The 25,253-nt window shown below is 70.4% G+C and carries 26 protein-coding genes; 15 read left to right on the top strand and 11 right to left on the bottom strand.

Annotation, left to right across the window (positions count from 1 at the left end; all coding sequences use genetic code 11):
* Positions 1 to 9: 9 nt before the first annotated feature.
* From AB0I77_RS02105 to AB0I77_RS02095, 3 genes are all read right to left on the bottom strand, one after another.
* A complete protein-coding gene (locus tag AB0I77_RS02105; protein WP_363280337.1) occupies positions 10 to 1,014 on the bottom strand; it encodes an aldo/keto reductase in 1,005 nt (334 codons plus the stop codon).
* Positions 1,015 to 1,078: 64 nt separating this feature from the next.
* On the bottom strand, positions 1,079 to 1,687 hold the full coding sequence (locus tag AB0I77_RS02100) for a LysE family translocator (protein WP_363280336.1): 609 nt from the start codon (positions 1,685 to 1,687) through the stop codon (positions 1,079 to 1,081).
* Positions 1,688 to 1,769: 82 nt separating this feature from the next.
* The gene (locus tag AB0I77_RS02095; RefSeq protein WP_363280335.1) at positions 1,770 to 3,152 is read right to left on the bottom strand and encodes a glycine--tRNA ligase; all 1,383 of its coding nucleotides are present in this window, start codon (positions 3,150 to 3,152) and stop codon (positions 1,770 to 1,772) included.
* Positions 3,153 to 3,313: 161 nt separating this feature from the next.
* On the opposite strand from AB0I77_RS02095, the gene AB0I77_RS02090 reads away from it, so the two are divergent.
* The 4 genes from AB0I77_RS02090 to AB0I77_RS02075 are packed head-to-tail and all read left to right on the top strand — an operon-like array spanning position 3,314 to position 6,463.
* Positions 3,314 to 4,285 (top strand): zinc ABC transporter substrate-binding protein, encoded by a 972-nt coding sequence (locus AB0I77_RS02090; protein WP_363280333.1) that lies wholly within the window; start codon positions 3,314 to 3,316, stop codon positions 4,283 to 4,285.
* 31 nt (positions 4,286 to 4,316) lie between these two features.
* Positions 4,317 to 5,084 carry a metal ABC transporter ATP-binding protein gene (locus tag AB0I77_RS02085; RefSeq protein ID WP_363280332.1) on the top strand — a complete coding sequence of 256 codons (768 nt, stop codon included), beginning with the start codon at positions 4,317 to 4,319 and terminating at the stop codon, positions 5,082 to 5,084.
* On the top strand, positions 5,084 to 5,986 hold the full coding sequence (locus tag AB0I77_RS02080) for a metal ABC transporter permease (protein ID WP_363280331.1): 903 nt from the start codon (positions 5,084 to 5,086) through the stop codon (positions 5,984 to 5,986). Before AB0I77_RS02085 ends, AB0I77_RS02080 begins: the two co-directional genes overlap by 1 nt.
* A 60-nt stretch (positions 5,987 to 6,046) precedes the next feature.
* Positions 6,047 to 6,463 (top strand): transcriptional repressor, encoded by a 417-nt coding sequence (locus AB0I77_RS02075; RefSeq protein WP_363280330.1) that lies wholly within the window; start codon positions 6,047 to 6,049, stop codon positions 6,461 to 6,463.
* A 43-nt stretch (positions 6,464 to 6,506) separates the two neighbouring features.
* On the opposite strand, the gene AB0I77_RS02070 is transcribed toward AB0I77_RS02075, so the two are convergent.
* From AB0I77_RS02070 to AB0I77_RS02055, 4 genes are all read right to left on the bottom strand, one after another.
* Positions 6,507 to 7,343 carry an isoprenyl transferase gene (locus AB0I77_RS02070; protein ID WP_363280329.1) on the bottom strand — a complete coding sequence of 279 codons (837 nt, stop codon included), beginning with the start codon at positions 7,341 to 7,343 and terminating at the stop codon, positions 6,507 to 6,509.
* 64 nt (positions 7,344 to 7,407) lie between these two features.
* The gene (gene recO / locus AB0I77_RS02065; protein ID WP_363280328.1) at positions 7,408 to 8,154 is read right to left on the bottom strand and encodes a DNA repair protein RecO; all 747 of its coding nucleotides are present in this window, start codon (positions 8,152 to 8,154) and stop codon (positions 7,408 to 7,410) included.
* 55 nt (positions 8,155 to 8,209) lie between these two features.
* Complete coding sequence (locus AB0I77_RS02060) at positions 8,210 to 8,425, bottom strand: hypothetical protein (RefSeq protein ID WP_363280327.1); 216 nt, start codon at positions 8,423 to 8,425, stop codon at positions 8,210 to 8,212.
* Positions 8,422 to 8,628: a hypothetical protein gene (locus tag AB0I77_RS02055; RefSeq protein ID WP_363280326.1), complete on the bottom strand. Its 207-nt coding sequence runs from the start codon at positions 8,626 to 8,628 to the stop codon at positions 8,422 to 8,424. Before AB0I77_RS02055 ends, AB0I77_RS02060 begins: the two co-directional genes overlap by 4 nt.
* 124 nt (positions 8,629 to 8,752) lie before the next feature.
* Between AB0I77_RS02055 and AB0I77_RS02050 the strand changes: the two genes are divergently transcribed.
* Together AB0I77_RS02050 and AB0I77_RS02045 are read left to right on the top strand one after the other, a co-directional pair.
* The gene (locus AB0I77_RS02050; RefSeq protein ID WP_363280325.1) at positions 8,753 to 9,586 is read left to right on the top strand and encodes a helix-turn-helix transcriptional regulator; all 834 of its coding nucleotides are present in this window, start codon (positions 8,753 to 8,755) and stop codon (positions 9,584 to 9,586) included.
* Complete coding sequence (locus AB0I77_RS02045; RefSeq protein ID WP_363280324.1) at positions 9,568 to 9,801, top strand: DUF397 domain-containing protein; 234 nt, start codon at positions 9,568 to 9,570, stop codon at positions 9,799 to 9,801. Before AB0I77_RS02050 ends, AB0I77_RS02045 begins: the two co-directional genes overlap by 19 nt.
* 1,124 nt (positions 9,802 to 10,925) lie before the next feature.
* Here AB0I77_RS02045 and AB0I77_RS02040 read toward each other — a convergent pair.
* Positions 10,926 to 12,191 carry an alpha/beta hydrolase gene (locus AB0I77_RS02040; RefSeq protein ID WP_363280323.1) on the bottom strand — a complete coding sequence of 422 codons (1,266 nt, stop codon included), beginning with the start codon at positions 12,189 to 12,191 and terminating at the stop codon, positions 10,926 to 10,928.
* Between the two features lie 131 nt (positions 12,192 to 12,322).
* On the opposite strand from AB0I77_RS02040, the gene AB0I77_RS02035 reads away from it, so the two are divergent.
* The 3 genes from AB0I77_RS02035 to AB0I77_RS02025 all read left to right on the top strand — a co-directional run bounded on the left by AB0I77_RS02035 (position 12,323) and on the right by AB0I77_RS02025 (position 15,735).
* Positions 12,323 to 13,492: a histidine kinase gene (locus tag AB0I77_RS02035; protein WP_363280322.1), complete on the top strand. Its 1,170-nt coding sequence runs from the start codon at positions 12,323 to 12,325 to the stop codon at positions 13,490 to 13,492.
* Positions 13,489 to 14,184, top strand: coding sequence for a response regulator transcription factor (locus AB0I77_RS02030; RefSeq protein ID WP_363280321.1), 696 nt, complete (start codon positions 13,489 to 13,491; stop codon positions 14,182 to 14,184). The genes AB0I77_RS02035 and AB0I77_RS02030 overlap by 4 nt, the downstream gene beginning before the upstream one ends.
* A 72-nt stretch (positions 14,185 to 14,256) precedes the next feature.
* Positions 14,257 to 15,735 (top strand): alpha/beta hydrolase, encoded by a 1,479-nt coding sequence (locus AB0I77_RS02025; protein WP_363280320.1) that lies wholly within the window; start codon positions 14,257 to 14,259, stop codon positions 15,733 to 15,735.
* A gap of 109 nt (positions 15,736 to 15,844) precedes the next feature.
* Here the strand turns inward: AB0I77_RS02025 and AB0I77_RS02020 are convergent, their stop codons facing one another.
* Positions 15,845 to 16,609 carry a helix-turn-helix transcriptional regulator gene (locus AB0I77_RS02020; protein WP_363280319.1) on the bottom strand — a complete coding sequence of 255 codons (765 nt, stop codon included), beginning with the start codon at positions 16,607 to 16,609 and terminating at the stop codon, positions 15,845 to 15,847.
* A 56-nt stretch (positions 16,610 to 16,665) separates the two neighbouring features.
* On the opposite strand from AB0I77_RS02020, the gene AB0I77_RS02015 reads away from it, so the two are divergent.
* The gene (locus AB0I77_RS02015; protein ID WP_363280318.1) at positions 16,666 to 17,238 is read left to right on the top strand and encodes a class I SAM-dependent methyltransferase; all 573 of its coding nucleotides are present in this window, start codon (positions 16,666 to 16,668) and stop codon (positions 17,236 to 17,238) included.
* Here AB0I77_RS02015 and AB0I77_RS02010 read toward each other — a convergent pair.
* Both AB0I77_RS02010 and AB0I77_RS02005 read right to left on the bottom strand, forming a co-directional pair.
* Positions 17,212 to 17,688: a protein phosphatase gene (locus AB0I77_RS02010; RefSeq protein ID WP_363280317.1), complete on the bottom strand. Its 477-nt coding sequence runs from the start codon at positions 17,686 to 17,688 to the stop codon at positions 17,212 to 17,214. The two genes, AB0I77_RS02015 and AB0I77_RS02010, sit on opposite strands and share 27 nt — an antisense overlap.
* Positions 17,689 to 17,715: 27 nt before the next feature.
* Complete coding sequence (locus AB0I77_RS02005; protein ID WP_363280316.1) at positions 17,716 to 18,480, bottom strand: FCD domain-containing protein; 765 nt, start codon at positions 18,478 to 18,480, stop codon at positions 17,716 to 17,718.
* A gap of 192 nt (positions 18,481 to 18,672) precedes the next feature.
* On the opposite strand from AB0I77_RS02005, the gene AB0I77_RS02000 reads away from it, so the two are divergent.
* From AB0I77_RS02000 to AB0I77_RS01980, 5 genes are read left to right on the top strand one after another with little or no spacing between them, the layout of a single operon-like run.
* On the top strand, positions 18,673 to 20,304 hold the full coding sequence (locus tag AB0I77_RS02000) for an ABC transporter substrate-binding protein (protein WP_363280315.1): 1,632 nt from the start codon (positions 18,673 to 18,675) through the stop codon (positions 20,302 to 20,304).
* Positions 20,305 to 20,323: 19 nt separating this feature from the next.
* Entirely contained in the window at positions 20,324 to 21,286 is a 963-nt protein-coding gene (locus AB0I77_RS01995) for an ABC transporter permease (protein WP_363280314.1), read from the top strand.
* On the top strand, positions 21,283 to 23,265 hold the full coding sequence (locus AB0I77_RS01990) for a dipeptide/oligopeptide/nickel ABC transporter permease/ATP-binding protein (protein ID WP_363280313.1): 1,983 nt from the start codon (positions 21,283 to 21,285) through the stop codon (positions 23,263 to 23,265). Before AB0I77_RS01995 ends, AB0I77_RS01990 begins: the two co-directional genes overlap by 4 nt.
* On the top strand, positions 23,262 to 24,281 hold the full coding sequence (locus AB0I77_RS01985; RefSeq protein ID WP_363280312.1) for an ABC transporter ATP-binding protein: 1,020 nt from the start codon (positions 23,262 to 23,264) through the stop codon (positions 24,279 to 24,281). The genes AB0I77_RS01990 and AB0I77_RS01985 overlap by 4 nt, the downstream gene beginning before the upstream one ends.
* A complete protein-coding gene (locus AB0I77_RS01980) occupies positions 24,278 to 25,213 on the top strand; it encodes a dihydrodipicolinate synthase family protein (RefSeq protein WP_363280311.1) in 936 nt (311 codons plus the stop codon). The genes AB0I77_RS01985 and AB0I77_RS01980 overlap by 4 nt, the downstream gene beginning before the upstream one ends.
* The last annotated feature ends 40 nt before the right edge of the window (positions 25,214 to 25,253 follow it).

Genomic DNA, 25,253 nt, shown 5'->3' with positions numbered 1-25,253 from the left:
GTGGCCGGGTCAGCTCTCGATGTGCGCCATCTGCGCCGCCGGGTAGCGGCCGCCGGCGGCGGCATCGGCCGGTACGGCCTCCTCGATCGCGGCGAGATCGGCCGCCTCCAGCGTCACGTCCAGCGCGCCGAGCGACTCCGCCAGCCGCTCCCGGGTCCGCGCGCCGACCAGCGGCACGATGTCGTCGCCCCGCGACAGCACCCAGGCGATGGCGATCTGGGCGACGGAGACCCCCTTCTGCTCGGCGATCTTGCGCAGCGCCTCGACGAGGTTCAGGTTGTGCTGGAGGTTCTCCCCCTGGAAGCGGGGCGAGTGCGCGCGGAAGTCGTTCGCGGCGAGCTGCCGGTCGCTGCTGAAGTGCCCGGAGATCAGACCGCGCGACAGGACGCCGTACGCCGTGACGGAGATGCCCAGCTCACGGGTGGTCGGCAGGATCTCGGTCTCGATGCCGCGCGAGATGAGCGAGTACTCGATCTGGAGGTCGCAGATGGGCGCGGTGGCGGCGGCCCGGCGGATGGTCTCGGCGCCGACCTCGCTCAGGCCCACGTGCCGGACGTACCCCTTCTCGACCAGTTCCGCGATCGCGCCGACCGTCTCCTCGATCGGTACGGCAGGGTCGAGCCGGGCGATCCGGTAGACGTCGAGGTGGTCGACGCCGAGGCGCTGGAGCGAGTACGCGGCGAAGGTCTTCACCGCGGCCGGGCGGCCGTCGTAGCCGGACCAGCCGCCGTCCGGGTCGCGCAGCGCGCCGAACTTCACGCTGACCAGGGCCTGTTCGCGCCGGGCGGCGGGCGCGGTGCGCAGGGCCTCGCCGATCAGCAGTTCGTTGTGGCCCATCCCGTAGAAGTCGCCGGTGTCCACCAGCGTGATGCCCGCCTCCAGGGCGGCGTGGATGGTGGCGATGGACTCGGCCCGGTCGGCGTCGCCGTACAGCGCGGACATGCCCATGCAGCCGAGGCCGAGGGCGGAGACCTGGGGGCCGGTGGATCCGAGGGTTCGGGTTTGCGTCGTCATGCACTCCACCCTGACATGACAGCTGACAGATTTCAATATCTGTCAGCTGTCATCCGTTCATCTGTCAGCCGCCATAGGCCAACCTCACCCCGAGTACCAGGAACGACCCCGCGAAACTCCGCCGCAGCCACGTCATCACCCGGGGCCGTGACACGACATGGCTGCGTACCGACGCCGCGAGGACGCCGTACGCGACGAAGACGAGGAACGTCACCAGCATGAACACGCTGCCGAGCGCCAGCATCCGCAGCGCCGAGTGCGGTTCGTCGGGGCTCACGAACTGGGGCAGGAAGGCCAGGAAGAAGATCGTCACCTTCGGATTGAGGACGTTGATCAGCACGGCCCGGACGATCAACTGCCGTGCGGAGGCGGGCGCGGGGCTCTGGTCGACGTCGATCGCGCCCTTGTCCCGCACCATGGCCCACGCCATGTAGAGGAGGTAGACGACACCGGCGTACTTGAGGATCTGGAACGCCGTCGCGCTCGCGTGCAGCAGCGCGGCGACGCCGGTCACGGTGGCCAGCACATGCGGGGCGACCGCGAACGTGCAGCCGACGGCCGCGGCGACACCGGCGCGACGGCCGCGGGAGAGCCCGATGGCGAGGGTGTAGACGACACCGGTACCGGGGGTCACACAGACAACAAGGGTGGTCAGGAGAAACGCGATGCTCATACGGCCACCCTGGACATGCGTCGGCCCTTGATACAGGTCCACAACGGCACTCGTATCAAGGGCCAATGAGCGAACTACGCTCCTAGCAGCCGATCAGACGCCCCGCCAGGTACCCCTCGATCTGGTCCAGCGACACCCGCTCCTGCTTCATGGAGTCGCGCTCGCGCACCGTCACCGCGTTGTCGTCCAGCGTGTCGAAGTCGACCGTCACGCAGTACGGCGTACCGATCTCGTCCTGGCGGCGGTAGCGGCGGCCGATCGCGCCGGCGTCGTCGAAGTCGATGTTCCAGTTCTGCCGCAGCGCCTGGGCGAGGCCCTTGGCCTTGGGCGAGAGCTCCGGGTTCCTCGACAGCGGCAGCACCGCGACCTTCACCGGGGCGAGGCGGTGGTCGAGGCGCAGCACCGTGCGCTTCTCCAGCTTGCCCTTGGCGTTGGGCGCCTCGTCCTCGACGTAGGCGTCCAGCAGGAAGGCCAGCATCGCGCGGCCGACACCGGCCGCGGGCTCGATGACGTACGGCGTCCAGCGCTCGCCGGCCTCCTGGTCGAAGTAGGAGAGGTCCTGGCCGGAGGCCTTGGAGTGGGCGCCGAGGTCGTAGTCGGTGCGGTTGGCGACACCCTCCAGCTCGCCCCACTCGTTGCCGCCGAACTGGAAGCGGTACTCGATGTCGGCGGTGCGCTTGGAGTAGTGGGAGAGCTTCTCGGCCGGGTGGTCGTACCAGCGCATGTTCTCCTCACGCAGGCCCAGGCCGGTGTACCAGTTCCAGCGCTGCTCCATCCAGTACTCCTGCCACTTCTCATCCTCGCCCGGCTTGACGAAGAACTCCATCTCCATCTGCTCGAACTCGCGGGTGCGGAAGATGAAGTTGCCGGGCGTGATCTCGTTGCGGAAGGACTTGCCCATCTGGGCGATGCCGAACGGCGGCTTGCGGCGCGAAGTGGTCTGCACCTGGGCGAAGTTGGTGAAGATGCCCTGCGCGGTCTCGGGGCGCAGGTACGCGATCGAGCCGGAGTCCTGGGTGGGGCCGAGGTGGGTGGAGAGCAGACCCGAGAACTGCTTGGGCTCGGTGAACTGGCCCTTGTTGCCGCAGTTGGGGCAGTTCACGTCCGCCAGGCCGTTCTCCGGGAGGCGCTTGTGCTTGGCCTCGTAGGCCTCTTCCAGGTGGTCCGCGCGGAAGCGCTTGTGACAGGAGGTGCACTCGGTGAGCGGGTCCGTGAAGGTGGCGACATGGCCGGAGGCGACCCAGACCTCGGGGGCCAGGATCACGGACGAGTCGATGCCGACCACGTCCTCGCGCGACGTCACCATGTAGCGCCACCACTGGCGCTTGAGGTTCTCCTTGAGCTCGACACCCAGCGGCCCGTAGTCCCAGGCGGCGCGCTGACCGCCGTAGATCTCACTGCAGGGGAATACGAAGCCACGGCGCTTGCTCAGGCTGACGATGGTGTCGATCTTGTCGGCGGCCACGGTGCTCTCTTCATTACGACGACGGGCGACGAAGCGAGATGCTTCAGAGCGAATGCTTCAGGTTACCGGCGGGGACTCCCCTCCAATCAAATCGGTACCTGTATCAGGCCTCTCACCACGTTTGTTGACAACGGTTTCCATATTTGTTGAAAATGACTGTCATGAACGTACGACGACACCACATATCCGGCATGGCGGTCGCGGCGGCCACCGCCCTCGGCATCGCCACCCTCTCCGCCTGCTCCAGCGACAGTGAGGCGGCTGCCAACACGGACAAGTTCGACGTCGTCGCCTCGTTCTACCCGATGGCCTTCCTCGCCGAGCAGATCGGCGGAGACCATGTGAACGTCACCAGCCTCACCAAGCCCGGCCAGGAGCCGCACGACCTGGAGATCAGCGCCCAGCAGACCGCGCAGCTCCAGGAGACCGACGCGGTGCTCTACCTCAAGGATCTCCAGCCCGCCGTCGACGAAGCGGTCGCGCAGGCCGACGTCAAGAACAAGATCGACGCGGCCACCCTGACCACGCTGGAGGACCACGGCTCCACCGAGCACAGCCACGAAGGCGAGGAGAAGCCGTCCGAGGAAGCCCCCTCCGAGGAGGAGGAGCACGCCCTCGACCCGCACATCTGGCTCGACCCGGTGAAGTACTCCGAGGTCGCCCAGGGCGTCGCCAAGTCCTTCGAGAAGGCCGACCCGGACAACGCGGCGGACTACAAGAAGAACGCCGCCGCGCTGGTCAAGAAGCTCGGCGAGCTCAACACCTCGTTCGCGACCGGCCTGAAGAACACCGACAGCAAGGTCTTCTTCACCAACCACGCCGCCTTCAGCTACCTCGCCGAGCGCTACGGCCTGACCCAGGAGGCCATCTCCGGCCTCGACCCGGAGAGCGAGCCCAGCCCGGCCCGGATCAAGGAACTCCAGACCGAGGCCAAGGCCGACGGCGTCACCACCGTCTTCTACGAGACACTGGTGTCCGACAAGACCGCGAAGACCCTCGCCCAGGACGCGGGCCTCAAGACGGACGTCCTCGACCCGCTCGAGGGCATCACCGACAAGTCCAAGGGCGACGACTACTTCCAGGTCATGACGTCCAACCTGAAGGCGCTGCAAACCGCCCTCGGCGCCAAGTAAGCGCCGAGCAACCAGAGTTACGGAGGACCTCGTGAGCGAGCCCGTCATATCCCTGCGCGGCGTACGCGCCGAGCTGGGCTCGCGGCCCGTCCTGCGCGGCATCGACCTCACCGTGGACCGCGGTGAGGTCGTCGCGCTGCTCGGCGCCAACGGCTCCGGCAAGTCGACCGCGATCCGCACCGTCATCGGCCAGGTACCGGTGAGCGCGGGCGAGATCAAGCTCTTCGGCACCCCGCGCCGCCGCTTCCGCGACTGGGCGCGCGTGGGCTACGTACCGCAGCGCACGACCGCCGCCGGCGGCGTCCCCGCGACGGTCACCGAGATCGTCTCCTCCGGCCGCCTCTCCCGCGCCCGCTTCGGCATGCTGCGCAAGGCCGACCACGAGGCCGTACGCCGCGCCCTGGACCTCGTCGGCATGGCCGACCGCGCGAAGGACTCCGTCAACGCCCTGTCCGGCGGCCAGCACCAGCGCGTCCTGATCGCCCGCTCCCTCGCCGCCGAACCCGAACTGCTGATCATGGACGAGCCGATGGCGGGCGTGGACCTGGCCAGCCAGGAGGTCCTGGCGCGTACGCTCAGGGACCAGGTGGCCTCCGGTACGACGGTCCTGCTCGTCCTGCACGAACTGGGCCCCCTGGAGCCCCTGATCGACCGGGCGGTCGTCCTGCGCGACGGCTGCGTGACGCACGACGGCCCGCCGCCGCGGGCGCTCGGCCAGCACGCGCTGCCCGGCCACGACCACGTGCACCCGCACGGGGCTCACGACGCCGAACCGATCCGGACGGGGCTGCTGAGCTGATGGACTTCCTGAACTACGACTTCATGCAGCGGGCCCTGCTCGCCGCCGTCCTGGTCGGCATCACCGCTCCCGCCGTCGGCATCTACCTCGTCCAGCGCCGCCAGGCCCTCATGGGCGACGGAATCGGCCACGTCGCGATGACCGGCGTCGGCCTCGGCTTCCTGCTGTCCTGGTCGCCGGTGTGGATGGCGACCCTCGTGTCGATCCTCGGCGCCGTGATGATGGAGCTGATCCGCTGGTACGGCAAGACCCGCGGCGACATCGCCCTCGCGATGCTCTTCTACGGCGGTATGGCCGGCGGCGTGATGTTCATCAACCTCGCGCCGACGGGCTCGAACGCCAACCTGACGTCGTACCTCTTCGGTTCGTTGTCGACGGTGAGCGAGTCGGACGTCACGGCGATCTGCGTCCTGGCCGCCTTCGTGGTCCTGGTCACCGTGGGCCTGCGCCGCCAGCTGTTCGCGGTCAGCCAGGACGAGGAGTTCGCCCGGGTCACGGGCCTGCCGGTGCGCGCGCTGAACCTGCTGACGGCGATCACGGCGGCGGTCACGGTGACCGTCGCGATGCGCGTGGTGGGCCTGCTGCTGGTGTCGGCCCTGATGGTGGTCCCGGTGGCGGCGGCACAGCAGCTGACCCGCAGCTTCGCCGCGACGTTCGCCATCGCCGTGGCGATCGGGGTCTCGGTGACCACCGGCGGCACCGTGACGTCGTACTACCAGGACGTCCCGCCCGGCGCGACGATCGTGCTGCTGACCATCGCGACGTTCATCGTGCTGACCGCGCTGGCGACCCCGCTGGCCCGGCGGCGCGCGCGGGCCCGGGCCGCCGAACAGCCCGCCGGGGATCCGGCGGAGTGCGCGATTCCGGCCGGCCGGGAGGCAGCGGGCAAGATCGGCGTCTGACCGCTGACAGACCGGGCTGGCACAATGGCCCGGCAGGCACAGACGTAAGGAGGCAAATCGGTGACGACCGCTGGACCGCCCGTGAAGGGCCGCGCCACTCGGCAGCGTGCCGCTGTGGCGGCGGCGCTCGACGAGGTCGCCGAGTTCCGCAGCGCGCAGGAACTGCACGACATGCTCAAGCACAAGGGCGACGCCGTCGGACTGACCACGGTCTACCGCACGCTCCAGAACCTGGCCGACGCCGGCGAGGTCGACGTCCTGCGCACCTCCGACGGCGAGTCCGTCTACCGCCGCTGCTCCACCGGCGATCACCACCACCACCTCGTCTGCCGCATCTGCGGCAAGGCCGTCGAGGTCGAGGGCCCGGCCGTGGAGAAGTGGGCGGAGGCCGTCGCGGCGGAACACGGGTACGTGAACGTGGCGCACACGGTGGAGATCTTCGGGACGTGTGCGGAGTGCGCGGCGAAGCCGGCCTAGCCGCGCCCACCCCGGCCGGCGGCCGACCCGGCCGCCTGCTCTTCTACTCTTCCCCGCCGCCCTCCATGGCCAGCAGCTCCTCGTTCGGGATCGCCCCGCCGAAGCGCCGGTCACGGGACGCGAACTCCACGCAGGCGCGCCACAGGTCGCGGCGGTCGAAGTCCGGCCACAGCACGTTCTGGAAGACCATCTCGGCGTAAGCGCTCTGCCAGAGCAGGTAGTTGGAGGTGCGCTGTTCACCGCTGGGGCGGAGGAACAGATCCACATCCGGCATGTCCGGGTAGTACAGGTACTTCTGGATGGTCTTCTCGTTGACCTTCGACGGAGCGAGCCGTCCCGCCTTCACGTCCTCCGCCATGGCCTGCATCGCGTCCGCGAGCTCGGCCCGGCCGCCGTAGTTCATGCAGAAGTACAGCGTCAGCTTGTCGTTGTCCTTGGTCTGCTCCTGGGCGACCTGGAGCTCCTTGGCGACGGACTTCCACATCCGGGGCATCCGGCCCACCCAGCGCACCCGGATCCCGAGCTCGTCGAGCTGGTCGCGGGTCTTGCGGATGAAGTCCCGGTTGAAGTTCATCAGGAAGCGCACCTCGTCCGGCGAACGCTTCCAGTTCTCGGTGGAGAAGGCGTACAGCGAGATCGCGCCGACGCCCATCTCGACTCCGCCCTGCAACACGTCCAGCACCCGCTCGGCACCGACCTTGTGCCCCTCGGTGCGCGGCAGCCCGCGCTCCTTGGCCCAGCGGCCGTTCCCGTCCATGACGATCGCCACATGCTTGGGGATCAGCTCGCCGGGGAGCTTCGGCGGACGGGCGCCGGACGGGTGCGGCTCCGGCGTCTTGTACTCGCGCCGCTGGCGCCCCATGATCCCGCGTACGGCCATGTGCTTCTCGTCTCCTCTGGCTTGCTTGTGTGGGTTGCTTGTGTGGGTCGCTCGTGTGGTGTCGCTACTTCTCTACGAAACGGAGTGAGCGCAGCCCGCGCTCCAGGTGCCAGTGCAGGTAGGCGGAGACCAGCCCGCTCCCCTCCCGGACGTACCGCGGCTCGCACGCGTCCGCGGTCTCCCAGTCTCCCGTAAGCAGCGCGCCGAGGAGTTCCAGGGACTGCGGCGACGGTACGACACTGCCGGCGACCCGGCAGTCGACGCAGACGGAGCCGCCGGAGGCCACGGAGAAGAACCGGTTGGGCCCGGCCATGCCGCACTTGGCGCAGTCGCCGAAACTGGGCGCGTACCCGTTCACGGCGAGGGAGCGCAGCAGAAAGGCGTCGAGGACGAGGTGCGGGGCGTGCTCGCCCCGGGCGAGCGTCCGCAGGGCACCGACGAGCAGCAGGTACTGCTGCACCGCCGGCTCCCCTTCGTGGTCGGTGAACCGCTCGGCGGTCTCCAGCATGGCGGTCCCGGCGGTGTAGCGGCCGTAGTCGCTGACGATCCCGCCGCCGTACGGCGCGATGGTCTCGCTCTGCGTGCACAGCGGCAGGCCGCGCCCGATCAGCTCGCTCCCCCGCGCGAAGAACTGCACGTCGACGTGGGAGAAGGGTTCGAGGCGGGCCCCGAACTTGGACTTGGTCCGGCGCACGCCGCGGGCCACGGCCCGCACCCGCCCGTGACCACGCGTGAGCAGCGTGATGATCCGGTCCGCCTCACCCAGCTTCTGGGTGCGCAGCACGATGCCGTCGTCGCGGAACAGACTCATGGGGCCATTCTCGCCTACGGCGGCCGCGCCCGGTGCTTCACCCGCGTTCTGTGCTTCAAGGCACCTCACCGCGGCTGCGAGCGTTGGCGTACGCCGTCGCCGCGCCGATCCGCTCGGCCGGGGTGGCCCTGCGGACCGCGTCCGGCTCGGCGTCCCACTCCTTGCCACCACCGTGCGGCCTCAGCTGGACGTAGGGCCCCTCGTGCCCCATGACGATCCCCACCCGCCCGGTACGGGTGTCCACGACGTACGCCCCCACCGGCGGCTTCACCGCAGCGCCGCCGCGAGTCGCCGCGCGGTCTCCACGGAACACCGCCCCAATTCCACGAGCGGGCAGGGTGTTTCTCGTGCAAGGCTCACCGGATCGAGCCCGAGTGACGGCAGTGTAATTCCCGCCATAAGGAGTGCCGCGCGCAATTCTTTCAACGTTTCCTCCGCTTCTTCGACGCAGACCGCCGAGTGCCGTGACTCCATCGACCCCACCGTGCTCCCCTTTCCTTTCGGGTTTCACTCTTCGTATCCCTATGGTGCCGCTCTGTGCCTACACTCGGGAGGGGTCTTGGCCTTACAAGTGAGAGGCAGTGAAAGGAGGTTGGCCATGGCCAACGGTTCACGGCAGGCGGTGTGGGAGTTCTTCGGGGCGGAGCTGAAGCGACGGCGGGAGGATGCGGGGATCACGCAGGTGGAGCTGGGGTTGCGGGTTTTCGTGTCCGGTGGGTACATCGGACAGTTCGAACAGGCGATTCGGAAACCGCAATTGGATGTGGCGCAGCGGATTGACGGGGTGCTGCAAACCGACGGTATTTTCGAGCGGCTGTGCCAGAAGCTCATTGACGACCCGCGGTACGCGGATTACTTCGCGAAGGCGGCGGAGCTGGAGGCACTCGCGACGAAGATCTGCGAGTTCGCGCCGGCACTGGTGCCGGGGTTGTTGCAGACGGGGGAGTATGCGCGAGCGGTCACGCTCGCGATGAACCCGTTCGCGCCGGACGAGTACATCGAGGAAAAGGTGTCCGGCCGCATGGAACGGGCGCGGATCCTCAACGGCGCTACAGGGCCCGTGTATTGGGTGATCCTGCATGAGAACGTGCTGCGTATCCCGGTCGGCGGACCGGCGGTCATGGCGGAGCAACTGGAGCACGTCGCCGCGCTGGCACGCGAGCGGACGGTGCTGGTGCAGGTGGTGCCGTACGCGGCTGGGGCGTACGCCGCCATGACCGGGTCACTGAAGCTCATGGAGTTCGAGGACGCACCGCCAACGGCCTATACAGAAGCCGTGTATTCGGGGACTCTGCTGGACGATCCGGCCGTGGTGAAGCGGGCACAGTCGGCATACGATCTACTCAGGGCCGCCGCGCTGTCGCCGGGGGTGTCCCTGGACTTGATCGAATCGGCGGCGGAGGACTTCAGACGATGCGCGAGTACGACCTGAGCAACGCGAACTGGCGCAAGAGCACCTACAGCGACGGCAACGGCGGCGACTGTGTCGAGGTCGCGTACGACTTCCCCGACGTCATCCCGGTCCGTGACAGCAAGGTGCCCGGTGGGGCGGTGCTGTTGATCGGGCCGGGTGCCTGGACGGAGTTCATCGGCACTGTGGGGGCCACTCGCTTCTTGGCCAGTGTCGTGCTTCCACGACCCGAGTAAAGGGCGCTCCGCGTCGCCTTCGGCGATGACCCTTCGGGTCACCCTTGACTCGGCTCGCTCCAGCACGGGGAAGAAGCGAGCGAGCGGCCCGGAGAGAAACGGGTGTCCTGACCGGGGTCTGCGGTGAGGCCGACTGCCATCCGACCGGCGTTCACGGACGCGGACCCGCCTCGCCAGCACGCCGGGCGGGTTCAGCGGCGATCGGCGAGTGGGTGGTTTGGGGTGCGCGCCGGGCTTGGCGGGGCACGCCGGGCCGGTTTAGCGGCGATCGGCGATTGGGGGTGCGGGAGCGCGCCAGGCTTGGCGGGGCACGCCCGGTCGGTTTGGCGGCCATCGGCGAGTGGGGGTGCGGGAGCGCGCCAGGCTTGGCGGGGCACGCCCGGTCGGTTTGGCGGCCATCGGCGAGTGGGGGTACGGGGCGCATCGGGCTCGGTGGGGGCAGGGCGTGCGTCGGCGGGGTGGCGGCACGCAGGAGCGGCACCCCGCCCGGCGGCGGCGCCCGGTGAGTGGCCGGGGCGCGCCTCAGCCACTCGAGAACCCGCCGACCATCCCCCTCACGGCCTGCTCCCGCCCTGTAATTGGCGGATTTGTTCCAACCCGCCGACCCGAAACACCTGGTGGCACTCGCCTGGGCTGGAACAAATCCGCCAATTACCCATCACGAGAGCCGGAACCCGATCCGACCGCCACCCAACCCCCCAGCCGCAGCCGCAGCCGCGCCCAGGCGACCGTGGACCGCAAGCCGCCACACCATCACGGCGTGCCTCCACCAGCTCGGCGCGCGCCCGCATCCCCCACTCGCCGTTCGTCGCTGAACCGGCCCGGCGTGCTGGCGAGGCGGGTCCGCGTCCGTGAACGCCGGTCGGATGGCAGCTGGCCTCACCGCAGACCCCGGTCAGGACACCCGTTTCTCTCCGGGCCGCTCGCTCGCTTCTTCCCCGTGCTGGAGCGAGCCGAGTCAAGGGTGACCCGAAGGGTCATCGCCGAAGGCGACGCGGAGCGCCCTTTACTCGGGTCGTGGAAGCACGACACTGGCCAAGAAGCGAGTGGCCCCAACGGCCACGCCACCGACTGGCGGCTCCTGTCCCAAGCGCCCCAAGCGCCCCAAGCACAGATCAGGTGCCTCAGGGGCGGCCGGTGAGGAATCCAGTGACCGCCCCTCGGTACGCCTGAGGCTGTTCGGCGTCGATGATGTGGCCCGCGTCCGGGATGGTCCGGAGCGTGGCGTTCGGGAGGATCTCGCTGTACTCGCGGGCGATGGCGGGGTTCTTGTAGTCGCAGGCGCCGCGCAGGACCAGTACCGGGACGCGCACGCGGCGCAGCGCGGGGCGCGGGTCGGGGACGGTGAGCTGGTCCTCCGTGGTGAGCTGGTTGGAGTAGAAGCCGGGGAGCGAGCCCGGCAGGTTCTTGAGCGGTCGGTCGGGATGGCAGGTGGCCGCCGGGGCGGCGATGGTGAGCAGCTTGGCGAAGACGGGGTCGAGTTCGGCGTCGGGGACCAGCGCGTGGGCGGCGCGCGGACTGGCGGCCATGAGCAGCGACCAGGCCGCCAGGCGGGAACTGGCCTCCAGGGCGTCGATCCCGCGTTCCTGCGCGGGCGTGAGCCGGTCCCAGATGTCGCCCTCGTCGCGTCCCTGCCACGCCGGTGCCCACAGGACGCCCGGGGAGGTGAGCACCATCCGGGACACGCGGCCGGGGTGCGCGGCCAGGTATTCGGCGGCGAGCGTCGTACCCCAGGAGGCGCCGAGCAGGACGACACGGTCGGCGCCGATCCGCACCCGTACGGCCTCCAGATCGGCGACCTGACGGGCGACCGTATAGCCGGTCGGGTCGGCCAGCCGGTCCGAGCGGCCGGAACCGAGCTGGTCGTAGGCGTAGACGTCGTAGCCGCGTGCGGCGAGGGCGCGCTCCACCGGATCGGGGCCGTCGCCGGGGGTGCCCGGGCCGCCGTGCAGGACGATCACCGGAGTGGGGCGCGGGGTGCCCTGGGCGCGCTGGAGGGTGTAGGCGAGCCGTGAGCCGGTCGGCAGGTTCCAGTAGCCGGTCGGCTCGGACCGGGGGCGCGGCGCGGCCACGTCGAGGGGATGGAAGACCGTCAGGAACGCGGCGAGCGAGGTGATCAGTGCCACGGCCGCGGTGACTGCGGCGGTCACGCCTCGTCGGCGCAGGGCCCCGTATACGGGCAGCGCACAGGCCAGGATCAGCGCTGCCAGCGCCGCGGCGACGAGGAGCGGGATACGGGGTGTCGCCGTGGCGGTGACCAGAAAGGCGGCGGCCCCGGCGAGCGGTCCCAGCACTACGCCGAGCGGGATCAGGACAGCGGCCAGCAGTACGCGGCGTCGTCGCCTGGGCTTCACCGATACGGCCTGGTACGGAAGTTGGGTTGTCGTCATACGGCGATGCTCGGCTCGGCGCACGGCAGGGCGCGTCAGCCGGTCCGGGCGGGCCGGTCCCCGTCCGGGTGGACGCGATGTCCACCGCGAGGGGGACGGCCGCGCCCGCCGGGGTCCGTAGCGTGGCCCCCGTGGGGGAGATACGTACGCGATGGCGGCCGGACCATGACGTCGACCGCGGCCCGTTGTGGGTGCTGCTCGACCTGATCACCGCGTACCTCTCGGCGGTCATCGCGGTCGGGCCGTCCGACCACACCGCGTCGGTCCTGAGCGGCCCGGTGGTCGAACGGGCCTGCGCGGTGGTGTGGTTCGCGGCGATAGCGGGCCGTCGGTACGCGCCCGGATGCGCGCTGTGGGCCGCGGCATCGGCCACCGTGGCGGCGTCGGCATCCGGGGCGCCCGTCACCAATGTCTCGCTGGCCACAGCGCTGGCCCTGACCCTGGTCGTGCAGGGCCGTCCGATCCAACGCGCCCTGGAACTCGCGGTGTTGCCGGTCGTCGCCGCGCTGGCCGTCCTCGCCGGCGACTCGGACGCCTTCGTCCCGGCCGTCGCCGTGCACACGGTGGCCTGGCTGGTCGGGCGTGCCGGACGGTCGCGCTGGGAGACCGTGCAGGCGCTGCGGGCCCGCGACCGCGAACGAGCCGTGACCGCCGAACGGACCTGGATGGCAAGGGAGTTGCACGACGCGGTCGGACACGCGGTGACCGTGATGGTGACGCACGCGGGCGCGGCCCGCCTCACTCTGGGCGAGGAACGGTCGCCGGTACGGGAGGCGCTGTCCCGTATCGAGGAGGTGGGCCGCAGCGCGATGACGGACCTCGACCGCGTGCTGGGGCTGCTCACCGAGCCGTACGCATCCGAACACCCCCAAGACCCCGACGACTGCGAAGCGACGCTCCGCGCCCTGGTCGACCGGTTGCCGCCCGGCGTCACAGCCGATCTGCGGCTGCCACCGGACCCGGCCCGGCTGCGCGAGCTGGCTCCCGCCGTCGCGGAGACGGTGCGCCGCGTGGTCCAGAAGTCGCTGACCAACGTCGTACGGCATGCGCGACCGGCCCATGCCGTCGTACGCGTCGACGTCGGCGCCGGTGACGTACGCGTGACGGTCACGGATGATGGCAGGGCCACCCGCCCCAGCCCATCCCCCGGTGGTCGCGGCCTGACCGGGATGCGTGAGCGCGTCGCGCGCCTGGGCGGCACGTTCGAAGCGGGCGTCGCCGAGGACGGCGGCTGGCGCGTGACCGCACTGATCCCTCTGAAGGGTCTGAAGGAGCTGAAGGAGCTGAAGGAGCTGCCGTGATCCGGGTGTTGCTGGCCGACGACGAGGACCTCATGCGTGCCGGGCTGCGGATGATGCTGGACACCCAGCCGGACATCACCGTGGTCGGCGAGGCGGCCGACGGCCGGGAGGCGGTGCGGCTAGCGGCAGCGGCCACACCCGATGTCGTCCTCATGGACATCCGGATGCCGGTCCTGGACGGGGTCGCCGCGACCCGCGCCATCGCCGGCCCGGCCGCCGTTGACGACCGGGTGAACGGCGGCCCCAAGGTCCTGGTCCTGACCACCTTCGAGCTGGACGAGTACGTCTTCGCGGCGGTCCGCGCGGGCGCCGGCGGATTCCTGCTCAAGCGCAGCCCGCCCGAGACCCTGCTCGAGGGCATCCGCACGCTCGCCGCGGGCGAGGCCCTGCTCGGCCCCTCGGTCACCCGCCGCCTGCTCGCGGAGTTCGCCCGCGCCACACCGGCTGCGCCCCCGCCCGATGTCGTCCACCGCCTGTCCCGCCTGACCGACCGCGAACGCGAGGTGCTGCTGTTGCTGGGCCGGGGCCTGTCCAACGCGGAGATCGCCACCCGCCTGCACGTCGGCGACGCCACGGTGAAGACCCACGTGGGCCGCGTCCTCGACAAACTCGGCCTGCGCGACCGCGTCCACGCGGTGGTCTTCGCCTTCGATCACGGGCTGGTCCGACCCGGCGGCACTCTTGGTCCTTAGGGGGAAACCCCCCTGAAAACACGGGTGTTGCCCGGATGTGGCGGCCGTGGAGGATCGGCCAGGCTCGTCCGTATGAAGCAGATCAAGCGAAATACCGCCCTCGTCGCCCTCTCCGCCTCCGCCGTACTCCTCGGCCTCACCACCCCCCTCACCGCATCCGCAGAAACCACCCCCTCCCTCGACTGGACGACATGCACCGGCGCCGGCCTCGACCCCCGCCAGCAATGCGCCACCCTCCAAGTCCCGATGGACTACGCCGACCCGGCCGGCCCGAAGATCGACATCGCCGTATCGCGGATCCGGAGCGAGGACCCCGCCGCTCGCCGTGGCGCCCTGTTCCTGATTCCCGGCGGACCCGGGGGGTCCAGTCTCAACAATCCCTCGGGGAAGGGGCAGAAGCTGCCGCAGGACGTGCGGGACGCCTATGATCTCATCGGCTTCGCGCCGCGCGGGCTCGCTCCCTCCACCCCTGTCAGCTGCGGGCTCGACCACGGCGACCTCGCCCTCACCAAGTCCCGGCCCTGGCCCGCACCGGACGGGTCCGTCGACGCGAACCTGGCCACCGCCCAGCGCATGGCGGACGCCTGCGCGCGCAACGGCGGTGAGCTGATCCGGCACCTCGGCACGGCCAACGAGGCCCGTGACCTCGACCGGCTGCGGGCGGCGCTCGGCGAGCGCAGAATCTCCGCGTGGAGTTCGTCGTACGGGACGTATGTGGGAGCCGTCTACAGCCAGTTGTTCCCACACCGCACCGACCGCATCCTGCTGGACAGCAATGACGATCCCGACCCCACCCGCGTCTCCCGCGCCTGGCTCGCGGCGCACGAGCAGGGCGTCGAGGACATCTTCCCCGAGTTCGCGAAGTGGGCGTCGGCGCCCGGGAATCCGCAGCGGGTGGCCGAGACGGCGGCCGAGGTGCGGCCCCTGTTCCTCCGCCTCGCCGCCCAGCTCGACCGGGAGCCGATCCCCTGGCCCGGCGCCAACCCCGAGGAGCTGAACGGCAACGTGCTGCGCCAGACCATGCTGACCACCTTCTACGACCCCGACAACTTCCCCGCCCTCGCCGAGCTGATGCTGGCCGCACGGGCCGGCACCGTGCCGCCCGTGCCCCCCTCCCAGCCGGAGCCGGAGCAGCAGAACGTGATCGCCGTCGGCGCCGGAACCCTCTGCAACGACGTCGCCTGGCCCACCTCGGCCGCCGTCTACCAGAAGGGCGCCGACGAGAGCCGGGCCAAGTACCCGCTGACCGCGGGCATGCCGCGCAACGCGATGCTCTGCGCGGCTTGGCCGTTCACGCCGAAGGAGCCGGTCCGGATCACCGACCGCGGGCCGTCGAACATCCTCCTCGTGCAGAACGAGCGTGACGTCGCCACCCCGCTCACCGGCGCCCTGAAGCTCCGCGCCGCCCTCGGCGACCGCGCGGTCATGGTCACCGTGAACTCCACCGGCCACAACGCCTACCTCGCCAACGGCAACGCCTGCGGCGACCGCACCGTCTCCCACTTCCTGGCCACCGGGGAGCGGCCCGAACGGGACATTCGCTGTGCCTAGCGCTGTGTGAGACGCCCCAGGATCTACTCCCAACGACCCTGGCAGCGAGGGGTGGTTGGAGGGGAGGAAGCCAGCCGCATCACCAGCGCCTCGACGGACGTCCAGGTACTCACACCGGGAAGTACTGCCTCGGCGTCACCCCCACCAGCCGATGGAAGGCGGCGGTGAAGGAGCTGGCCGTCGCGTAGCCGACCCGGTGGGCCACCGACTCGATCGGCAGGCCCGCCGCGAGGTACGGCATCGCGCACTGCATCCGCGCCCGCTCCCGCCACTGCCCGAAGGCCAGCCCCGTCTCAGCGACGAAGAGGCGGGCCAACGTCCTGCTACTGGTGCCCACTTGGGCGCCCCAGGCCGCCAGACTGCGTCCGTCCGTGGGGTCGGCGCGCAGCGCCTCGGCCACCGTGCGGGCCCGCGGATCGCGCGGCAGGGGCGCGGAAACACTGGCGACCGGCACCGGACGCAACTCGTCGAGCAGCACCGCCTCGGCACGCGAGCGGGCGTCCGGTGCCAGGTCCGTGCGGATCAGATGGTCGATGAGCGCCCGCAGCAGCGGGGTCACCGCCACGACGGTCGGATCCCGCCAGCGGATCTGCGGGCAGCAGGCCGGATCGACGTACGGAGCGCGCATGACGGCGTCGCCCGCCGACTCCGTCGTATGCGGAACGCCCTCCGGAATCCACAGGGCCAGTGACGGCGGCAGCAACCACACGCCCTGTTCGCTGCGCACCCGCAGCAACCCCTTGGCCGACCATGCGAGTTGATGGAGCGAGTGCCAGTGCGTGGCGAAGGCGCTGCCGCGCGGCATGCTGAAGTGGCCGACGATGACTCCGGAGCCGGCGGTGTCGTACGGGCGATGCTGTCCGTTCCGCGACATGGGACGGCAGACTAGCCCGTAGTGGACGGCCGAGGGCCGCGCCTAGCGTCGGTGCCATGCCGATGAACCGAGCCCACCGCAAGCTGTGCAGCTCCGAGAAGTGGGCGCAGACCACGAAGGATCACATCCTGCCCTGGGCCCTCGAACACGTGGAGCTGGGCGAGGACCTGCTGGAGATCGGGCCGGGGTACGGCGCCAATCTCCGTGTCCTCGTAGAACAAGTGCCGCGTGTGACGGCCGCGGAGATCGACGCGGACACCGTACGGCTCCTTGAGGGCAAGTGGGGGGACCGGGCCCGCGTCCTCCACGCGGACGGCGCGGAACTGCCCTTTCCGGACGCGGCGTTCGACTCCGTCGTCTGCTTCACGATGCTCCACCACGTGCCCACGGCCGCCCACCAGAACCGCATCTTCGCCGAGGCCCTCCGCGTCCTGCGCCCCGGCGGCACCTTCGCCGGCAGCGACAGCCTGACCAGCTTCGGCTTCCGCGTGCTGCACTTCCGGGACACCCACAACACCCTGGACCCGGCGGGCCTGCCCGCGCGCCTGAAGGAGGCCGGCTTCGCGGACTTGACGGTCGAGCGGCATCCGCAGCAGAACGCCCTACGCTTCCGCGCCCGCCGCGGCTGACGTCCCGAACCGCCGTACGTACCGCCGCTGCCACGGCGTCTCGACCGCGTGCCGGTCGTAGTGGTCACGGACGTATGCGACGGCCTCCTCGGGCGGTACGCCGTCCAGGACCGCCAGGCACGCCAGCGCGGTCCCGGTACGGCCGCGGCCGCCGCCGCAGGCGATCTCGACGCGTTCGGCCGAGGCCCGCTCCCAGGCCTCGGTGAGCACCGCGCGGGCGGCGGCGCGGTCCTTCGGCAGGCGGAAGTCGGGCCAGCGGATCCAGCGGGACTCCCAAGGGACCTCGGCCGGCTGTTTGCCGAGCAGGTAGACGCCGTACGACGGGGTCGGCGCCCCGGGTTCGAGGGGCCGGCGCAGGCCACGGCCCCTCACCAGCCGCCCGGACGGCAGCCGCAGGACGCCGGGGTCCCGTTCGTCCCACAGGCTTCTGCTGTCTCCTCTACTTCCCATGAGCCCTTCTACTCTCCATGAGCCCCTCTACTCTCCATGAAGCCCTCTGCTCTCCATGCGCTCGCGTGCCTCCCGTGCCGCCCGCTCCTCGATCCCCCGGAAGTGAACCGCCATCGCGCGCTGCGCGTCCGCCGCGTCCCGGGCGCGCAGGGCCGTGACGATGTCCCGGTGGCGCCGGACGGTGACCTCCGGGGCCGGCACATGGCGCACCGGCTCCCCTGGCCGGCCGGCCCCCGCCCCGGCCCCCGCCACCCGCCGGAACACCGTCCAGAACGCGCCGAGGAGCTGCGGCACCAGCGCGTTGTCGAGGGAAGCGTAGAGCAACTCGTGGAATTCTCGGTCGAGTTCGGCGAAGGGCTGTCCGGCGCGGCCCGCGGCGTCCATCCTGTCCACCACCGCGTCGAGACCGTCCAGCTGCTCCTCGGTGACCGCCGCGACCACGCGGCGGACGAGCCCCTCCTCCAGCACCTCGCGCACTTGCAGGATCTCGGCGAGCGCGCGGGTGTCGTCGTGCCGGGCGGCGACGAGCGTGCGGAAGGTCAGGCCGTCGATCAGGGGGGTCAGCGACGCCTGGCCGACATAGGTGCCGTAGCCGTGCCGGATCTCGACGATGTCGAGGGCCTGGAGTGCCTTGAGGGCCTCGCGGACGGAGTTGCGGCTGACGCCCAGGTCCTCCATCAGCTCGGTCTCGGTGGGCAGGGGCGCGCCGACACGGAGTCCACGGTCGAGGATCAGCTGTGTGACCTGGCGCTGGATCCGGCTGTTCCTGGGCTCCTCGGGCATGCGCGGCATCGTACGCGCGCGAGACGTCCCACGTCCCATCTCCGGTGCCATTGGTCCGACCTGTGGCAGATCGACCCCTTCGTGCGTGTTCTCTTGACCGCCCCCAAGGCCCCACCTATGGTCGCGGCTGACCCAGGACGTAGGACGTCGTACCTCCCAGTCGTATCTGCATCCTTTCCGGACCTCTTCGCTGGAGGAACCGTGCGCGACGTGACCCACGACGTACCGGCGCCGGACCGCCGGGCCTTCCTGAAGCGCACCGGCGTGCTGGGTGCGACCGCCGCTGCCTCCTCGTCGCTGGCGGCCTGTTCGGCGGGGCCGGAGTCGACCATCGACACCGGCGGTCCGGGCAGCGGCAGGAACCGGACACTGACCGCGGTCATCGGTTACGGCAACGACGGCAGCTGGGATCCCACGCAGACCGCGTCCGCCTTCTGCATGGCCGGCAACCACCACATCTACGAGGGGCTGCTCGACACCGACCCGATCTCCCGCGAGCCGTACGCGGCGCTCGCCACGCAGGTGCCGGGCGACCTCAGCGGTACGTCCTGGAAGTTCACGCTCCGTCAGGGCGCCACGTTCCACGACGGGAAGCCCGTCACCGCCGACGACGTGGTCTTCGCCTTCGACCGGATCCTCGACCCGGACACCCAGACCCTCGCCAAGGGGTTCTTCGCGAGCTGGCTGAAGGAAGTCCGCAAGATCGACGCGCGGAACGTCGAGTTGGTGCTCAAGTTCCCCTTCCCGGAGGGGATTTCGCGGCTCACTCTGGCCAAGATCATGCCGAAGCACGTCTTCTCCCGGCCGGGCGCGTGGGACGACGCCATCAAGGGCAAGGCCGTGGGCTCGGGGCCGTACCGGCAGGCCGCGCACCACCCGAAGTCGAACACCACCTTCGAGGCGTTCGCCGGCTACAACGGCCCGCGCAGGCCGGCCTTCAAGAAGATGAACTGGCTGACGATCGTGGACGCCGCCCCCCGCGTCGCCAGGATCTCGGGGTCGAGCGCGGGGGCGCAGATCGCGGACAACATCCCGTACGCCAATATCGAGCAGCTCAGGAGCGGCGGGCTGTCGGTCGCGGGCGCGGCCGGGATGAACAACCTGTTCCTGATGTTCAACACGAAGCACAAGCCCTTCGACGACGTGCGCGTGCGGCAGGCGCTGCACTACGCCATCGACACCGAGAAGATGGTGGAGGTGGCGCTCAAGGGCCACGGCACGCCGTCGTCGTCCTTCCTCAACGAGGGCAACCCGAGCTACCGGCGCGCGAAGACGGTCTACGACCACGACCCCGAGAAGGCGAAGGCGCTCCTGAAGGAGGCCGGGGTCAGCGGTCTGGAGGTCGAGATCCTCGCGGTGAACGTGAGCTGGATCGTCGACTGTCTGCCGACCATCAAGGCGTCCTGGGACGCGATCGGTGTCCGCACGACCCTCTCCCCGCAGGAGACGACGGCCGTCTTCACGAAGTTGGACCAGAAGCAGGACTACCAGGTGGTGGCCGCCGCCTCGAACCCCAACCAGTTCGGTCTCGACGCCGACCTGATCATGCATTACAACTACGGGCCCGCCAACCTGTGGATGGGGTACACGCGGTGGGCGGACAACGCGGTCGCCAAGAAGCTCTTCAAGGACATGGAGCAGGCGACGCGGGAGCCGGACGCGGACAAGAAGAAGACGATGATCCAGGACTACATCGACGTCGTCGCCGAGCAGGCCGTGCTCTACCCGGTCGTCCACAACGAGCTGATGACCGCCTGGGATCCGAGGAACCTGAGCGGGATAAGGGCGCAGCCGTATCCCGGAATCAACCTCCTGCAAGCCAAGTGGGTCTAGGGGCAAGGGAGTTCGCCGCGTGATCGCCGTCGTCAGGATCCTGCTCCGCCGCGTCGCCCTGCTCGTGCCGCTGATGCTCGGCATCGTGCTGTTCGTGTTCCTGGTGATGCGCTTCTCGGACGTCGACCCGGCGTCCGCGTTCTTCCAGGGCGCCAATCCGACACCCCGGCAACTGCACGACTTCCGTGAGCAGCACGGTCTGCTCGACCCGTTCCCCGTCCGCTACGTCGGCTTCGTGGGCGATCTGCTCCACGGCGACCTGGGCATCAGCGCGCTGACCAGGGCGCCGGTGATCGACCAGGTCACCACCGCGCTGCCGCTCACCCTCCAGCTCACCTTCCTTGGCCTCGGCATCGCGGTCGTCCTGGCGCTGCTCGGCGGGGTGACCGCCGCGATCTACCGCGACCGGCTGCCCGACCAGATCATCCGCGTCATGTCGCTGACCGGCGTCGCGGCCCCCGGCTTCTGGCTGGCCCTGCTGATGATCCAGTACCTGGCGGTCGACCTGGGCTGGTTCCCCACCGGCGGCTACATCAACCCGGCCGACTCCTTCACCGGCTGGCTGAAGACGATGACCCTGCCGGCGCTCGCGCTGTCGCTGCCGGTGGCGGCGCAGCTGACGCGGATCGTGCGGACGTCCGTGGTCGAGGAGCTCGACAAGGACTACGTCCGCACGGCGATCGGCAGCGGACTGCCCCCGCGGGTGGTGGTGGGCCGCAATGTGCTGCGGAACGCCCTCATGAACCCCCTCACCGTCCTCGGCCTGCGCGTCGGCTATCTCCTCGGCGGCGCGGTCGTCATCGAGACGATCTTCTCCCTGCCCGGCATGGGCAAGCTGATGATCGACGCCGTGAAGAACGGCGACCCGGCCGTCGTCCAGGGGGTCGTCCTGACCACGGCGGCCGGCTTCGTCGTCGTGAACCTCGTCATCGACGTCCTGTACCTGCTGGTCAACCCGCGACTGAGGGATGCGACCGCATGATCACGCCGTTCACCCGCAAGGGCCTCACCGAGGCGCTCTCCCGTCCGGGCGTCCGACTGCGCGGCTGGCGCAGGCTGCCGCTGCCGTCGAAGATCGCCGTCTGCTTCCTGGCGGTCGTGGTGCTGGTCGCGCTGCTGGCGCCGCTGCTCGCGCCCCACGATCCCCTCGACCAGCAGCCGCTGGCCGACGACACCGGGCATCCGTCCGCCGGGCACTGGATGGGCCAGGACAGCCTCGGCCGGGACATCCTCAGCCGGCTGATGTACGGCGCCCGCTGGTCGCTCGCGATCGGGCTGGGGGCGACGGGGCTCGCCCTGGTGGCGGGGGCGTTGCTGGGTGCGGTCGCGGCGACTTCCCGCAAGGCCGTCGACGAGACGCTGATGCGCTGCCTGGACATCGTCATGGCGTTCCCGGGGATCGCGCTGGCCGCCGTACTGGTGGCCGTGTTCGGCGGCGGGATCACGGTCCTGATCTGCGCGATCGCGTTCCTGTTCACGCCGCCGGTGGCACGGGTCGTAAGGGCGAACGTCCTCGACCAGTACGGCGAGGACTACGTCACGGCGGAACGGGTGATCGGCGCACGCACCCCGCACATCGTGCTGCGGCACGTGGCGATCAACTGCGCCGCCCCGGTCCTGGTGTTCTGCACGGTGCAGGTCGCCGAGGCGATCGTCTTCGAGGCGTCGCTGTCCTTCATCGGCGCGGGTGTGCGGCCTCCGGACCCCTCCTGGGGCAGCGTCATCGCGGACGGCAAGAACATGGTGCTGACCGGCGGCTGGTGGGCGACGGTCTTCCCCGGCCTGCTGATGCTGGTCACCGTGCTCTCGCTGAACGTCCTGTCCGAGGGCGTGTCGGACGCGTGGGCGGCCCCGTCGGCACGCGAGGTGGAGGTGCGCGACGAGGACCGCCTGGAGACACCGGAGCCGGGCAGTGGCGTGGTGCTGCCCCTCCCCGGCCTGACGGCGGCGGCGCACCGGCTGCGCTCCCGGGCCCGCCCGCTCCCCCAGGGGCAGCAACCGGTGCTCGCGGTGGAGTACCTCGCCATCGGTTTCGAGGGCCGTCATCATGGCGTGGACATCGTCGACGGCATCAGCTTCGAGGTGCAGCCCGGCGAAGTCCTCGGCCTGGTCGGCGAGTCGGGCTGCGGGAAGTCGCTGACCGCGCTCGCGATCATGGGTCTGGAACCGAAGGGCGCCCGGGTCAGCGGCCAAGTCCGCTTCAACCAGCGGGAGTTGCTGGCCGAGCCGATGCGCGTACGGCGCCGGCTGCTCGGCCACGAGATGGCGATGGTCTACCAGGACGCCCTGTCCTCCCTGAACCCGGCGATGACGATTCGGTCCCAGCTCAAACAGGTCGTACGCCGAGGCGGTCACCGCACCCCCGCCGAACTGCTGACCCTGGTCGGCCTCGACCCCGAACGCACCCTGCGCAGCTACCCGCACGAACTCTCCGGCGGCCAGCGCCAGCGCGTCCTGATCGCCATGGCCCTGTCCCGCGAACCGAAGCTGATCGTCGCCGACGAGCCGACGACGGCCCTCGACGTCACGGTCCAGGCGCAGATCATGGAGCTGCTGCTGCGGCTGCGCGCGGAACTGGGCTTCGCGCTGATCCTCGTCTCGCACGACCTGGCACTGGTCACGGACGTCACCGACCGGGTGGTGGTGATGTACGGCGGCCAGATCGTGGAGACGGGCGTGACCGCCGACCTGGTGGAGGCACCGGCCCACCACTACACACGCGGGCTGCTCGGCAGCGTGCTCTCGCTGGAGTCGTCGGCCGAGCGCATGACGCAGATCAGAGGGGTCGTCCCCTCCCCCGCCGACTTCCCGGCCGGCTGCCGCTTCGCGGACCGCTGCCCGCTGGCGAGCGAGGTGTGCCGTACGACGACACCGGTGCTCGCGGGCACCCGGACGCACACGGCGGCCTGCCACCACCCGGCGGTCGACCTGGTGACGACGGACAGCGAGGTGGTGCAGTGAGCGCGCTGATGGAGTTGTCGAACGCGCATGTCGTCCACAAGGCCCGCAGCGGCGGGGTGTTCACTCGCGACAAGGTGTACGCCCTGACCGGCGCCGACCTCACCATCGCGCCCGGCGAGACGGTCGGCGTGGTCGGCGAGTCCGGCTGCGGCAAGTCGACGCTGGCGAAGGTGCTGGTGGGCGTACAGCGGCCGACGTCCGGGACGGTGTCCTTCCGGGGCGGCGATCTGTGGGCCATGCCCCCCGCCGAACGCCGGGCGGCGATCGGCGGCAGCACCGGGATGATCTTCCAGGACCCGTCGACGGCGCTGAACCGACGGCTGACGGTCCGGCAGATCCTGCGGGACCCGCTGGATGTGCACGACCGGGGTACGAGGCATCAACGGGAGGATCGCGTACGGGAGTTGATGGCGCTGGTGGGTCTCCCGCGCGCACTCGCCGACGCCCTGCCGGGCCAGCTGTCGGGCGGCCAGCGCCAACGAGTGGCCATCGCGAGGGCATTGGCACTGGACCCCGACCTGGTGGTGGCGGACGAGCCGACCAGCGCGCTGGACGTCTCGGTCCGGGCCCAGATCCTCAACCTGCTCCTGGACCTCAAGGAACGTCTGGGCCTGGCCCTGGTGTTCGTCTCGCACGACATCCAGACGGTACGGCGGATGAGCGACCGCGTGATCACCATGTACCTCGGCCGGATCGTCGAGGAGTCCCCGGCCGGCGGTGTCACCGACCGTGCCCGGCACCCGTACACCCGCGCCCTCTTCTCCGCGACCCCCGGCCTGCTGGACCCGATCGACCCGATCCCGCTGGTGGGCCCGGTCCCGTCGGCGACCAGGCCGCCGAGCGGGTGCCCGTTCCGTACGCGCTGCTGGAAGGCGGACGAGGTGTGCGCGGCGCAGATGCCGGACTTTTCCTTCGGGTCTTCCCCCGGGCACCGCTTCCGTTGCCACCACCCGGTGGACGAGGACCAGTCGACCAGCGATCTCGCACGACAGAGCAACAGCAAGGAGCCTTCATGACCCTCCCCGCCCCGCTGACCGGTGTCGTCCCGCCCGTCTGCACTCCCCTGACACCGGAACGCGAGGTGGACGTCCCCTCGCTGCTCAGGCTCGTCGACCATCTGGTGGAGGGCGGGGTGCACGGCCTGTTCGTGCTCGGCTCGACCTCGGAGGCGGCGTATCTGACGGACCGGCAGCGCAGGCTGGTGGTGGAGGCGGTGGCGGGCCACGTCGGGGGTCAACTCCCGGTCCTGGCCGGTGCGATCGACATGACGACGCCCCGAGTACTGGACCACGTGCGCGAGGTGACGCGGGCCGGTGCGGAGGCGGTGGTCGTGACGGCCCCCTTCTACACGAGCACGCATCCGGCGGAGATCGCCCGCCACTACCGCCTGGTCGCGGCGAGCAGCCCGGTCCCCGTCATCGCCTACGACCTCCCGACGGCCGTCCACACCAAACTCCCCGCCGACGTGATCCTCGAACTCGCCGCCGAGGGCGTCCTGGCCGGCCTCAAGGACTCCAGCGGCGACCTGTCCGCCTTCCGCACCGTCGTCTCGGGCGCCCGCACCCACCCCGCCATCACCGGCTTCAGCGTGCTGACCGGCTCCGAGGTCATCATCGACGCGGCACTCGCGGTGGGCGCGGACGGGGCGGTGCCGGGGCTCGCCAACGTCGACCCGGTGGGGTATGTCCGCCTCGACGCCCTCTTCCGCGCCGGCGACCGGGCGGGGGCCCGGGCCGAACAGGAGCGGCTGTGCGCGCTGTTCGGCATGGTGGGGGTCGGGGATCCGGGGCGGATGGGGGGCAGTTCGTCGGCGCTGGGGGCGTTCAAGGCGGCGCTGTATCTGCGGGGAGTCATCGAGTGTCCGGTTACGGCGGAGCCGCAGGTGCCGTTGTCCGGGGGGGAGGTGGAGGGGGTGGGGAAGTTTCTGGAGAGGGCGGGGTTGCTGTAGGGGGCGGGTTTTCCGCCCTCGCCGCCCCTACCCGTCCCAG

Source organism: Streptomyces sp. NPDC050619 (assembly GCF_040654815.1).
GTDB lineage: Bacteria > Actinomycetota > Actinomycetes > Streptomycetales > Streptomycetaceae > Streptomyces.
Note: the sequence above shows the minus strand (reverse complement) of the source record. Positions and strands in the feature narration are given on the sequence as shown.